8 protein-coding genes are annotated in these 13,553 nt (G+C 41.9%); 4 read left to right on the top strand and 4 right to left on the bottom strand.

Annotated features, from left to right (window positions below; translation table 11 throughout):
- The first annotated feature begins 16 nt into the window (after positions 1–16).
- Complete coding sequence (locus BM100_RS11105; RefSeq protein WP_092510912.1) at positions 17–520, top strand: SprT family zinc-dependent metalloprotease; 504 nt, start codon at positions 17–19, stop codon at positions 518–520.
- Positions 521–688: 168 nt separating this feature from the next.
- Here the strand turns inward: BM100_RS11105 and BM100_RS11100 are convergent, their stop codons facing one another.
- The gene (locus BM100_RS11100) at positions 689–1,036 is read right to left on the bottom strand and encodes a DUF6694 family lipoprotein (protein ID WP_092510910.1); all 348 of its coding nucleotides are present in this window, start codon (positions 1,034–1,036) and stop codon (positions 689–691) included.
- Positions 1,037–1,548: 512 nt separating this feature from the next.
- On the opposite strand from BM100_RS11100, the gene BM100_RS11095 reads away from it, so the two are divergent.
- The 3 genes from BM100_RS11095 to BM100_RS11080 all read left to right on the top strand — a co-directional run bounded on the left by BM100_RS11095 (position 1,549) and on the right by BM100_RS11080 (position 5,022).
- Positions 1,549–2,685: an ABC transporter substrate-binding protein gene (locus BM100_RS11095; protein WP_092510908.1), complete on the top strand. Its 1,137-nt coding sequence runs from the start codon at positions 1,549–1,551 to the stop codon at positions 2,683–2,685.
- Between the two features lie 381 nt (positions 2,686–3,066).
- Entirely contained in the window at positions 3,067–4,551 is a 1,485-nt protein-coding gene (locus BM100_RS11090; protein WP_092510906.1) for an aldehyde dehydrogenase family protein, read from the top strand.
- A gap of 237 nt (positions 4,552–4,788) precedes the next feature.
- Positions 4,789–5,022: a PAAR domain-containing protein gene (locus BM100_RS11080; RefSeq protein WP_092510902.1), complete on the top strand. Its 234-nt coding sequence runs from the start codon at positions 4,789–4,791 to the stop codon at positions 5,020–5,022.
- A 69-nt stretch (positions 5,023–5,091) separates the two neighbouring features.
- Here the strand turns inward: BM100_RS11080 and BM100_RS11075 are convergent, their stop codons facing one another.
- Genes BM100_RS11075 through BM100_RS11065 form a run of 3 tightly spaced genes read right to left on the bottom strand, consistent with a single transcriptional unit; the run spans position 5,092 to position 12,994 of the window.
- Positions 5,092–5,607 (bottom strand): contact-dependent growth inhibition system immunity protein, encoded by a 516-nt coding sequence (locus BM100_RS11075; RefSeq protein WP_092510900.1) that lies wholly within the window; start codon positions 5,605–5,607, stop codon positions 5,092–5,094.
- Positions 5,604–11,384: an endonuclease toxin domain-containing protein gene (locus BM100_RS11070; RefSeq protein WP_092510898.1), complete on the bottom strand. Its 5,781-nt coding sequence runs from the start codon at positions 11,382–11,384 to the stop codon at positions 5,604–5,606. The genes BM100_RS11075 and BM100_RS11070 overlap by 4 nt, the downstream gene beginning before the upstream one ends.
- 29 nt (positions 11,385–11,413) lie before the next feature.
- Complete coding sequence (locus BM100_RS11065) at positions 11,414–12,994, bottom strand: ShlB/FhaC/HecB family hemolysin secretion/activation protein (RefSeq protein WP_175494943.1); 1,581 nt, start codon at positions 12,992–12,994, stop codon at positions 11,414–11,416.
- Positions 12,995–13,553 lie beyond the last annotated feature (559 nt).

Here is a 13,553-nt window from a genome sequence, read left to right as displayed (position 1 = left end):
AAAGTATGTAACCGTGATGAAATCCGTCAGAGTTCCGCTTTCCTTACAGCAAGCAGTTATGCGCACAATGCGACAAAAACTGGCACAAGCAAGTGATTTTCTGCAAGTAACCTTTCCCGAGCCTGAGATCAATTATCGGCAACGCGGTACAATCGCAGGCAGCGCCCGGCTACAACAGTGGGAAATTCGGTTAAACCCTGTTTTATTGATAGAAAACCAGCAAGCATTTATTGATGAAGTGATCCCGCATGAACTGGCTCATTTGCTGGCGTATCATCAATTTGGCAAAGTTGCGCCGCATGGAAAAGAGTGGCGTTTTATCATGGAAGTTGTGCTTAAAGTGCCTGCGAACCGAACGCATCAGTTCTCGGTTCATTCTGTCCGTAGCCAAATATTCAATTACAGTTGTCGCTGTCAGCAACATGAGCTGACAATCAGACAACATAATAAAATTCTCAAAGGGAAAAGCTGTTACATTTGTCGGCAATGTGGGGAAAAGCTGGAGCCAGCCAAAAAATAATTATCCAAATAACTATCTTCTAAATAACTATTTTTCAAATAACAAAGCAACCAACAAGATGCTCCGGTGCCAGAAACATCTTGTCATTTTGTCATCTTATTTAGAAATTGCTTATTTAAAAACTGGCACTTGAAAACTTAGCTCAACGGATATCCACCAATACAACACTTATTGGGTAACCACCTTGGTTTCTTTGATTTTCTCAGCTTCCGCAATGATTTGATCAGCCGTTTTACCATTAAGATAATGGAAATATTTCTGTTCCAATTGCTCTATATCTTTATGATTAATATTGCCATTCTTATTGTCTTTGAATAAATCATCGAAATTAATACTATTCAGCATCGTAATATACAATGATTCATCAAATTTCAATTTCTTATCTTCTGATAAAGTATCTCTGATATTTTCAATGGATGTTTTCAAGGCTATTTCATTGGCACCATCAATCTTAAGTTGATTGTCACACCCCGTTAATGCAAAACCAAGCAAACAAATTACTAACAATTTTTTCATAACCAACCCCATCCCTTACCGATAGTGATAATAATAGCAGAACAAGAATAAATAAGTTGTCTTAATAACTATTTTTCTTATTAAATTTTGAATATTTATGACTAAATTATTTATAGCTTTGCCATGCTGATATGCACATCATTTTTGCCCAGTTTTAGCAGAATCATACCGCTATAACGAAAACTGATTTCGTCAAATTGTAAAATTCGTTGATTAGTTTGAATAATAACCGTTATCATCTATTTTGAAAAAAATTCCAATACGTTGCCAACGTTCAATTTAACAGGAAATGCCGCTCTCAAAGTACATTCTGTCTTCTGAAAGACCTTACTGTTCTTGAAACATTCCGATGGCTATTCAGTCTCTTTCAAAAATAGCATGGCTTTCTTGAACACTATATGAACAAAAGGCGTTATAAATTTCACATTACAGATTAATGAATTAATTTTATTTAATATCAGTAAGTTATATTTATTTCACTATTAATGTAACTTAAAATTAAAAGGATCAATATGTCTGTTATTCATTATTTAATGAAATACCTTCTGTCAGCTTTTCTCGTTTTATTACCGATATACGCTCAGGCAGAAAAAATTACCGTCAAAGATATTGCCGGGCGAACAGTGGTTATCAACGCTCCCGTTGAGCGAGCCATGCTGGCAGATAGCCGTGTTCTGATTGCACTCAATATCTTGCACCCCTCAGAGCCATTGAAGAGTATTGTCGCATGGGATAATGCTCTGGAAAAAAAAGCCCCTGACCTTGCCACCGCTTATGAAAAAGACTTTCCTCAGTTAAGGAAAATCCCTGTATTTCCTAACCCCTACACAAGTGATTTCAGTATTGAAAAAGCCTTAACCTATAATCCTGATCTGGTTATTTTCGATATCGGCTTAAAATCAAAACTAGACAGTAGCAACACCGTTGATTTATTGGCAAAGAGCGGTATCCCTGTCATCTTCATTGATTTTCGCCAACACCCTTTGTCTAATACTGTCCCAAGCATGAAATTACTGGGAACAGTTTTCGGGCAAGAAGAAAACGCGAATAAATTTATCCAGTTTTATGAAAATCGCTTGTCTTTGATCAAAAAACGTATTGCAACATTATCTCCCCAACAGCTCCCCAGCATTTTTATTGAGCGCCATGCTGGTATGCGGGGAGCGGAAGATTGCTGCAATACCTTTGCTACAAATAATTTTGGAGAGTTTGTTGCCGCCGCCGGTGCCAATAATATGGGCAGCAAATGGTTTTCTGGTATGGGAGGTAAAATTAATGAAGAACAGTTATTAACGACCAACCCTGATTACTATCTGATGACTGTGGCTAATTGGGATACGGTTCATGAAAATAGCCAATCGGTTCCATTAGGTTACACCGGTGAATTGGCAACGGCAGAGAAACGTTTCCAGAAATTGCTCTCTCGTCCCAAATTAAATGTATTGAAATCATATCGTGAAAAACACGTTATGGCGGTTTATCACCAATACTATGATACGCCATTCAATATTATTGCTGTAGAAGCTATTGCGAAGTGGCTGCATCCCGATCTGTTCCAAGATATAGATCCCCACGCCGACAATATCTATGTCCATAAAACATTTACCGCTCTTGATGGCAGTGGTGTCTTTTGGCTAACGGCAAAATAGCACTTAATTGTTTGATGCCTGCTTATTTTTTAAGTGGGCATATTCCTATAGCAAATACGCAGAATAACAGGTTATATCAATAGCCATGTTTATCAATAGCCATGTTCATCAATAACAATCATCTAAAAAAATCATAACCTAAAATAACAACCTTCATAAATAACAACAAAATAAGAAAATCCCGCCAATAAATATTATTTTATGAAAAATTGTTTTATATCTCTATTATCACAACGATAAAGCATGTGCTTATTTTTCCATTTATTGATATAGGACTCTTAAATTTAAACTCATACTTTCTTAAAATTAAGACTTTATCCGATAATCACGCCTGAATATATGACCTAGCATATACAAAAAACACAGTACCCGGAGAATATAATGAAAAAGCTACATGATATTGCCAAAGAACTGTTGCCCGTAAAATATTATAAGATGTTGATTAATGGAGAATGGGTCGATAGCGTTTCAAAAAATACAATGAAAAGCTATAACCCTGCAACGGGGGAATTGCTGACAGAATATGCAGCCGGTAATACTGAAGATGTTGAACTTGCCGTCAAGGCTGCGCAACAGGCCCTGCCAGCATGGAGCAAAACATCTCCCGCAGAAAGGCAATCTCTATTACTGAAAATCGCCGATTTACTGGAAGCAGAAGCAGAACGTTTCATTGTCCTCGAAACATTGGATGGTGGTAAGACCCAAGCTCTGTGCCGTCATTTTGACATTCCCTTTTCTGTTGATCATTTCCGCTATTTTGCTGGCGTTATCCGTGCTCATTCTGATGCAAGTGATGTTATCGACAGTGATACATTGAGCTTGGTCATCAGAGAGCCGATCGGTGTAGTCGGGCAGATTATTCCATGGAATTTCCCCTTGTTGATGGCGGCCTGGAAAATAGCCCCTGCCCTTGCAGCCGGTAATACCATTGTCATCAATCCTGCAAGCCTGACACCAATAACACTACTTGAATTAGGGCGCATCCTGAATCAAGTTCTGCCAGCGGGCGTTGTCAATATTGTCACGGGGCGCGGCTCAGTTGTCGGCCAAGCAATCCTCGACCATGAAGGTATTAACAAGGTCGCTTTTACCGGTTCGACAGAAGTTGGTTACAACGTTGCCGCCGCCGCCGCGAAAAGACTTATTCCGGCCACGCTGGAATTGGGCGGCAAATCTGCCAATATCGTCTTTCCAGATGCCAACATGAAAAAGGCCGTTAAATATGCAGCCAATGCTATTTTGCTGAACCAAGGGCAGGCTTGTGAATCTGGTGCCCGCCTGTTCCTGCATAAAGATATTCACGATGAATTCCTGAAAGAACTGAAAGTTGTTTTTGAATCCGTTCGGGTCGGTGATCCAATGGACTCAGAAACTGAAATGGGCAGTCAGGTTAGCGAAGAGCAGATGAACACCATCCTGAGTTATATCGATCTGGCAAAACAGGAAGGAGCAACCGTTCTGACTGGCGGAAAACGCATGACTGGTGAAGGGTATGATGATGGCTTCTTTATTCATCCAACTATTCTGACTAATGTGACCAATGACATGCAGGTTGCACAGGAAGAAATCTTCGGGCCAGTGTTGTGTGTCATTCCATTCGACAATGAAAACGAAGTTATCGAAATGGCCAATGACTCCGAATATGGGCTGGCTGGTGCGGTGTGGACGCAGGATATTAATCGGGCCATTCGCGTAGCCAAGGCCGTAAAAACAGGCCGTATGTGGGTTAATACTTATCACGAATTACCTGCTCATACTCCTTTCGGGGGTTATAAGAAATCAGGGCTTGGACGTGAAACCCATAAGATGATATTGGATGCGTATTCTGAAGTGAAAAACATCTATATCAGCACTAAAGAAGAGTAATGAACCGACCAAAATATGCATCAGGAAAATCGCCATCGATAAATATCCTATTAACTCTTTGGAGTAATGACCTAAATTTTATCTATCCCTGATAAAGAAGATCGGGTTGGTTCATTGATTATCACTACAAAAGAAGTCTTTGACATAGAAAATAAAGAGCATATCAATAAAGCCAATGATATCGAAATTTGCTTGCGGGATTTGCAGTTTCTACCGTTACTGAGAGAGGTATAAGCTATGGCAGGTAAATCCGTTATTCGATTAAATGGCATGACTGATCATGGTGGTCAGGTTGTTACTGCTATCGGTGGCTATGTTTATCGGGATGTGCCTGTTGCGGCTAAAGGTGATTTAGTCACCTGCCCAAAATGCAAGGGCACATTCCCGATTGTTGAAGGGAGTAATGATTTAAAGTATCAAGGAAAAAACATTGCATTGGAAGGTATGCAAACCGCCGTGGAGCAAAATTGATTGCCAGCCAGACTTTACGGCTTAAATGTTAGCCCCCATTTCACTATCATGGGGGCTATGCGGCGAATTTTATGGCAGGTAAACAAAGCTTTTACAGCGGGTAAAGGCTTCTTTTATTGCTTGGCCCAATTCTTCATCAGTAACATTATCTGGGAGGGTGATATTGCAATCAGCTGACATGCCTTTTCCTCCCCAAGTATCAAGTTTCTCATGAGCCTCTGGCGTAATTGTTAGTTTGCCGTCTAATTGTTTTACATGACACAGGTTCATTTTTTTGAATAATGCCCGTTTAGTTTTATATCCACCTTTTTCCATTGCTTCTGCAATCCAGTTTTTATAACGAGCTTCGATCATATCACGGTGAAAAAAATCAATATCTCTATATGGATCGATAATACGGCTATGGGATAATGCCTGTCGAACTGCGTCACCTAATATTTTATCATTAGCATCTTTGGGTAAAAAAAGTACTTCTGCCTCATGATCCACAACTAAAAAGTGATAGCCTGACCATGTTTTCACATAATAAAAATCTCCATTAAAATTAATGGATGCATTAAAACCTAAGCCAGTATCTTCAATCATGGGGCCTCACCTCTTACAACAGTCACTTTGACATCAATGTTTTTATCTGCGGCGTAACTAATGGATTTATTAATTTCAGCCCATTGCGTGGATGTGGTTTTCTCTGGTACGGCAAGATACAGGGTTTTCTGCTTGATCATATCATTATTTATTTTGAATTCACCTTTAGTCGTTTTTTCAAATTTGACCATCTCATTAATATACCCATTTAGTTGGCTGCTTATCTGCTCCGGTTTTTGTAATCTAGAAGCCGTCGTTGTATTTAACGTTTTTACACTAATTGCCTGACGGTTAGGTGTAAAATAATCAAACGTCTCAGAACCATAAGGTAAGCGCGCACTTTCTGGCAATTTTAACTCTTTCCCCACAAAATCCTCAAACGGGTAGCCTTGCTTGTAATTTCCTTCTGTCCATGACATTGACGTTTTGCTCCCGTCTTTCTCAATACGAACGACATCTCTGATACTGACCATTCCTTCCGTATTTTTCAGACCTGAAAATTTGCTGCCGGCTGTTCTGAATGTATTGGTTGCTGCTGACGCTCCCCCTTTGACCACGGCTACGTAGCCAATCATTTTCGCGATTAATTTCCCTGTCTCCACTCCGTGATTATACGCACCAATCAGACCGGCTCTTTCATACTCTTGCTCAATGGTATCCAGCCGTTTGATGAAATCGGCTTTTTCTGCTTGATAAACAGTACTCAGGATACTGTCACTATTCATCAGTTTTTTTAACGCTTGCAGTGTTTCTTTATAATTGGCCGCAGCCCCCAAAATGGCCACTACCGTATCCGAAAGTTCCTCCGGCACGCCTGACACAACTCCCGCCAGTGCGACGCCATCTTGGTTTGCACTGGTCAGACCCCATTTGATATGGATAAGTCCTCTCTTCAGGGGGTTGGATTCGGCGGCCAGTTCTTTATCCCGCAGTTCCTTTTGATGATGAGCTAAATAATTATAGCGGAAAGTCGTCTCGGCTGCCGTGGCACCACTATTCACGCCTCTCACTTCACCAGTGACTACAGCTCCGGCAAAACCGCCTAACACGCGGATAATTTGGGCTTGTGTATTTGCTGTTTTTCCCCACTCTTCAGCTTTAATCGTATTTTCACCCAGCGATATCGCTGCCAGTTCCGCTGCCAAGGCACCAACAGCAGCACCTCTCGCATCTCCGCCTGTGATTTCAGCCACCATACCACTGAGTACAGCATGGCTGACTGCTTTGCCAGGATGTCCGAGAATATCGCCTTTATCGCCAATTAAACCGGCACCATAAGCGTGTGCTTGACTGCCTAGATTATTCAATAATTCGGCTCTCAGATTATCCGCAAAACTGCCACCATTCATCGCGGTGCCCAACATTGAACTGACGATAGAGTGTGCAGCGACTCGTTGAGCTACTGTTCCCCATCCATGATTCAATAATGGAAGCTGCACGTCGACAGGATTGACAATGGCTGTATTAGGCGCTGTATCTTCGACTAATTTTCCCCATCCCATAGCGTGGTCTAAGCCACCTAATGCTCCACCTACAGCCATTCGGGTTACCAACGATTTCACCGAATCGCTTTTTGCCAGCGCTTTTAGTGTGCCGCTCAGGTTGCCTTTATTCTCCACTAAAGCAACAGCTGCTTGGGTAGTCAATCCTATCATGCCCCCGTAAGCAGCCCCATACATCGCGCTTGCTGCGGCACCCGTGGCTCCGGTCGCCCCGACAGCACTTTTACCTGCCCACGCCGCAAGGCCGGAGCCGGAAGTGACTGCTGCCACGGCGATCGCAATCACCGCGCCCGCCACCGGGTTTAACTGTTCACTTTTCTTATCCCAGCTAATGTACGCATCCTTCACCAAATTCCACTGGACATCATCGCGCCCTTTCAAGTCTTTCAGCCATTCAGTGCCGGGTGTGTTACCCAGTGTTGTCAATACCTCTTCCAGTGCTTGTCCTTCTTTCATTTTGGCATCGGCACTGATCCCTTTCGCAACATCCACTGTCAATGTGCCACCGACACGTACAGAAGGAATGGCCCAAACTGTTTCATCTCTGCCTTTATCTTGATGGGTAATAAAAAAACCTTTTGATGTTGAAACGGTTTGTTCAAACGCGGTATTCGGCATGGCCTTAAAGTTGATGCGCCCTGTCTGGCTGGTGATTTTAGCGTTTTTGTTGGTTTCAATCCGACTGGCTTCCAGTGTCACATCATCTTTGGCCATTAAATTAATGTCACCCCCTGCGATAAACTCAGTGGGTTTATTTGTTGAACTTACTTTTCTGTGAGTTTCTGTTTTCGAACCAAAAACACGACAGGATCTAATACCCAAGAAACTATTACATTTTTTCTTTGTTTCTTCCCATTGGTAATCCTCATTCATGGCTTGTGCGTAGAGAACCCCCCCTTTTGCTGCTATGTCCATCATTCCTTTGGCTATTAACGAGGTGGCCTGAAATAAAATACTCCCTTGAGAGGTAATCTTTAATGCACCACCGCTGTTAAGCTGACTCGGCCGTTGTAGAGTACGCGCACTATTTTTCTCTTCTTGATATTCCTGTACCGATTCAAAACGAATATTTCCTCCGGCAGTAATTGCCATATTATGACCGGAAGTTAGGTTGACACCTGATGTTGATAAATGTCCAGCGGTAGCTAACGTCAAGTTCCGGGCAGCATTGAGGTGGGTAGACAGGTACTTATAGTTATGGCTTAGGTCTGTGTACCCAAAAGCCGACAGTGCCAGGTTATGACCCGCATTCATGAAGATATCGCCTGCTTTCGATGTTAATGAGGCACTTCTGGCAAGGATATCTCTTCCTGCATTGAGTTGCAGATTATCACCGGCAATCAGTTTGGTAGCACCAGATATAATACGCCCGCTACTTTCCTCGAGGAGTAGATTGGAGGCTCCATCCGCATTGTCATCCCGCATGAGAATATCACGACCCGCGTTCAAGGTGATTTGTTGACCTGCAATCAAGTTGGTTTTTGTTGCATGGATATCATTTCCGGCCAATAAATTAATATTGCCTGATGCCTCCAATAAGGTTGTCCCTTCGCCAGAATAAGGTATTTTTGGGGAGAAACTCAGATTATTGCCTGCGATGAACGTAGCATTATGAAGAGGATATGATAATTTTTCAGTGACTTTCAGATCCTTTCCCGCAGTAACCGTCAAGTTTTTGGCTGAAACGCTTACGTTACGAGAATCTAATTGAAAACTATTTCGAGGGAAATTTAATTCAACATTCTCTCCCTTCCAATAGTTATTTTGTCCCCAATCATGGGTTGTTAAAGATAAATTTTTTGTTGCCTCTGCATGGAAAGCGTTAAGGTATTTACCTGCATTTAAAATAATATTCTTCGCTTGAAGACGTGAAAGGCGAATATCTTCATTAGCCACTAATTCTATATTATTTTTAGCAAAAACAGGAACATCACTATTAATATCTTTTCTGGCCAATAACTTAATATTGCCTGTCACCTCTGAGAAAGGTTCAGGGGCTGAAGAATTAATTTGAAGATCGTTGCCTGCGATTAACGTAACATTGTGCAGAGAATTAGGTAATTTTTCTTTTACATACAGCCCCTGCCCCGCAGAGATAGTCAGATTTCGCGCTGAAATGGGATGCAAAGAAGGCTGTAACCAAAAATGCTCCCGGGGGAAATGAAATTCAACATTCTCACCTTTCCAGTTGCCTCTTTCGCTCAATCGGTTTGTTGTAATGGATAAATTTTTTGTGGCCTCAGCACGGTTAATATCGATGGTACCCGCTGAATTTAAGAAAATATTATCCGCTTGAAGCTTTTCGGCCGTGATAGGGCCCTTTGAAAATAGGCTTAAATTATTGAGAGCAAAAACATGCAATCGGGGTAAAAAAACACTTCCTTGCTGGGAGTAAAGCTCAATATTATTAGAGGTTAATAACCCATCATTAGCGGTAATATTATCTCTTGCACTGAGCTTTAAACTATTTCTCAACACAATCGATTTAGTATTATGCAGCTTAATCCCGCCCTCAGATGAAAAAAGTGAGATATCTGTCGCGCTCAGTTTTGTGTTTGGATCGATTTCTATCGAACGCGCTGAGGATAATCCCAGACTCGCACCTAAAGACATAAGCGTATTATTGTTCAAAAAATGAAGAGCGCCTTTACTTGAAATCACATCCACATTGCGGCCCAAAATCTTTGCGTTATCAATTTCGATAAGCGCTTTCCCTGCCAACATGAAATTATTGTTTGCCCCTAATACACTGTCCTTGATTTTAATAGAGTTGTCCGACAGGGCCGAAAAGTCGTTTGTAACTGCCTGATAATTAATATTTATTTGTGGGGATTTTAGCAAAACATTCATTGCTTTCATTGATCCTGATCCCGTAAATTCATTGCCGAAATCAGCCACGATATTACCCTCAGGAGACACAAGCTCCCCTGCATTACTCCCAAACGTGTTCCCCGTCAAGATGAGATTTCTTCCTGCCATGAGTTTGCTGTTAACATTCAACAAGTTATTCGCATTAATATAAGCATGTGCACCTGAGCTAAGAATGCCGCCATGTGTACTACTGAATTCTTTAGCACGAAGAACAATATCACCCTCATGAGCTTGCAAGGTCGCTGTGGTGTTTCTAATGAATTGGGCTGCATTTCCTTGTGCGTCTTTTTGCAGCCATATGTTATTTTTGGCCTGAAGAAGAGCTTGTTTATCCCGAACACGCTCTTTATTGTATGGGTTCATATTATTGAATTCATTAGCAAATAAACGTATATCCCCTCCTTCTGCACTCACCTTACCCGCGTTAAGGACCGCTAGCGCTGCAATCGTAATATCTTTCCCTGCCTTTACATTGATTTCTGGGTGCATCAGTACACCGCGTTTAGCGCTGATGTTAAGATCGGTTTTAGCAGTGATATCACCCCGTGCTAAAATTTCTCCATCCGATATCAGGGTGATATCATCCATATGGGTCGCAACATTGGCGAGGCGCATCCCCCCCGGGGCATAAGTACTGACCAGTCGGATTTTATTTGCATACATTCCCCCCAGATCCCCGGTATCTATAGACGCCATGAACTTCTGTTCTCCCGGCAAAGGAATAATCTGCGCTTTTTCGAAATCAATTTTGTTCTTTCCCGTTGTAACTGCCAGGTTTTTAGCCTGAATTTTGCCACCCAAATTCAGTTGTTCGGTGATAATATCCACATAATCCTGTGGGGTTGCATCAAGCCCGTTGTTGTTAATAGACACGGAGCCACCTTTGACTTCCAGCGCCTGTAATGCACCATCCGGTGCAAACACGGGTTTCCCTGTCGATAAGGTGACGGATGGCACATTGATAAAACCACAACCGTTACAGTCAATTCCATTCGGACTCGCAATCAGTAGATTGGCTTTTTGCCCGGCAATCTCCAGTTGACCTTCCAGCCTGGCATAACCAGAGCTAGTTACCTCATTAATAATCAAATCGGCCGCCTTTCCTTTGAAATTCGGATTTGCCCCAATTTGCCCTGCCAATACAGATTGAACCTCATTGGTTGCATTATTCAATACGCTGCCTGCTGCACCGACATTAAAATCTTGATAGGTATTATGGGAAACGCCGGCATTATTTGGTGAGGCGATATTGACGATGGGAATATTGCCTTGTTGGATAACCTGAGTTTGATTATTGGCAGACTCAATTCCAGCGCCTATTGCTGGGTGCAATGGCAACACACCCATCACATAAATCAGCAGATAACTCAGGTACTTCATTCTGGGAAGATGTTGTTTAGCCATAATGGTAACCTTTTCTTATTAGAGTTAACTTAAAATTCAAATGAGAAAGCGGCGTAAAACGACCAAGTATCCGGTTTCAGGAAATCAGGGTAATACAAAGGTTTTCCGACCATGAATCGGGATGACATGGAATGTTGTGTCAGAGTGACACCCAACGCGGTGCCCAGTAAGTGAATATTTTCTGTATTGTAACGACGCTGCCCCGCCAGATAGCCATAATCTAGTGCGCCTGTCAGTGTCAGCAAACCAAATGGGCCGTCTTTCAATTGATGGGTGATTTCCTGACGCCAGTAGCCCCCTTGGTTACCACTCAGGGACTGTGCTTTGTATCCGCGAACGGAGTACAGCCCTCCCAGCGATAATCGTTCAGGAGAAGGCAAATCATCTGGGCTGAGTTGGCTAAAAAAGGACGTAAAATAGGCAGCGTTTGCTGCAAAAGGCCAGTAATAGCTGCTACTGAGGTTGAATTTACGGGACTTATTGCGAGTTACGACCGGTGGCTCGGTCACCACCGTGCCGTATTCAAGCGAGGGGTTTAGTGTAAAATAGCCTTGTCCCAGCACTGTACTGTATTGGGGACTGAGAAAAACCGTTTTAACAATTGGGCTGGAGACTGAAATTTTCTGATCGGCAATACCAACATTGACAGACTTATAACGACCGCCGATCTGTAAGCCCAGTTTTTGTTTACCATCACGATAAAGGATACGGCTAATATCCAGCTGGTGAGTCTGGTTTTCACTGTTATAGGGATATTTTTTATCATTGATCCTGAGTGCCTGCCGTGAGGTGTTGGAGTAATAGTGATAGCGGGTACTCCAATAACCATACGGTATGTTGACAGACACTGTCAGATTACGGCTATAGTGCGCTGACCGAAAATCGGTATCCTGTGCCCAAGATACTGACCATTGCTCCCCTAAGCCTAATGGTGTATCCAAAATCAGTTCGGCACTGGCTTGATATTCCCCGGTTTCTTTCTGACCATTGTTGTCCACACTGAACTGGAGCTTACCCGGAAAATGACCTGGTTGTTGTCGAATGTGTATAAGGAAATAGCCTGTCTGCGTGCCGGGTAGAATATCAATTGTATAACGGGAAGAACTGAGGCGATTAAGATGCTCTAAACCCTGTTCAATATCCCGTAAGTTTAAAATACGGCCTACTTTGTCGGGAAACAGCATTGTTGTCATACGCGGAGGGTTACCGTCAATTTCAATTGCTTCTATTTTTCCCTCAGTTACCGTGATCAGGAGTTTACCCGTAGAGAGATCTTGTGCAGGTAACTGGGCGTGCGAAGTGATATTGCCCTGCGCAATATAAGTGTTGGTTGTTGAACGGACCAACTGCTTAATCTGAGATAAGGTGAGACAGTGATGCAAATAAGGCTGAACCAGTATGCGTTGAACGGCATCAGATAATGACTCGGCCTGCTGAAATTCGATTTCATTAATTTTCACACACTTCGTGTCTGTATCTGGTACTGGATCAGAAGATGGCGGAAATAATGACACCGTGTTTTGCAAATATTCCCGTTGTTGTCGAGCCTCATCGAGCAGTTCTTTTTGTTGCTGACGCTGGCTATCCAGTGCCGCCGAAGAGGTATCCATATGTTGTATTTGCTGGGGTATTGACCCAGAAGGCGGTGGTTCTGCTTGTGCAGATAATATGATGAATCCGCCCCATCCAAAGCCAATCAGCCTCATTATTATTCTTTTTGACATATGCGCTGCCATTATTGAATGAATAACTTACAGGTTATTGGGGGAGTAACAGAAAATATGAGACAATCTATTGTGGCATTAGCTGGTTAATTTTCAATCAAATAAATGTGTCAAAAATCACAAAGTGATATTTTTAGTTTATTTCTCCATTAAAAATGGATTTTAGAGATATTTTTTATAAAAAATAAAATAAAACGATTAGCCAAGAGAAAATATATATCTAGATATTTAATTATTGCCTTTTAAACGTAAATTTGTTTTCCGTTACAAATAATTAGTTTGTATTTTTTCTTTTTGAAAAATCATTCAATGGAGTGATTTTTTGTGAATTTATTAAGAGCTATTTAAAACTTGGATTCGCCTAATAAGTGCAATTTCTAAGAAAGGCGGCCAGTTGCTATAGTAGGCATCTTTCTCGCCAAAGGAAAATGCGCTATGACCTATA

The sequence above is a fragment of the Xenorhabdus mauleonii genome (genome assembly GCF_900113945.1).
Taxonomy (GTDB): domain Bacteria; phylum Pseudomonadota; class Gammaproteobacteria; order Enterobacterales; family Enterobacteriaceae; genus Xenorhabdus; species Xenorhabdus mauleonii.
This window is presented reverse-complemented; position numbering and strand designations above follow the sequence as displayed.

Coding starts and splice junctions, on each gene's coding strand:
- BM100_RS11105 (WP_092510912.1), top strand. CDS start 17: ATGAAATCCGTCAGAGTTCCGCTTTCCTTACAGCAAGCAGTTATGCGC.
- BM100_RS11100 (WP_092510910.1), bottom strand. CDS start 1,036: ATGAAAAAATTGTTAGTAATTTGTTTGCTTGGTTTTGCATTAACGGGG.
- BM100_RS11095 (WP_092510908.1), top strand. CDS start 1,549: ATGTCTGTTATTCATTATTTAATGAAATACCTTCTGTCAGCTTTTCTC.
- BM100_RS11090 (WP_092510906.1), top strand. CDS start 3,067: ATGAAAAAGCTACATGATATTGCCAAAGAACTGTTGCCCGTAAAATAT.
- BM100_RS11080 (WP_092510902.1), top strand. CDS start 4,789: ATGGCAGGTAAATCCGTTATTCGATTAAATGGCATGACTGATCATGGT.
- BM100_RS11075 (WP_092510900.1), bottom strand. CDS start 5,607: ATGATTGAAGATACTGGCTTAGGTTTTAATGCATCCATTAATTTTAAT.
- BM100_RS11070 (WP_092510898.1), bottom strand. CDS start 11,384: ATGGCTAAACAACATCTTCCCAGAATGAAGTACCTGAGTTATCTGCTG.
- BM100_RS11065 (WP_175494943.1), bottom strand. CDS start 12,994: ATGGATACCTCTTCGGCGGCACTGGATAGCCAGCGTCAGCAACAAAAA.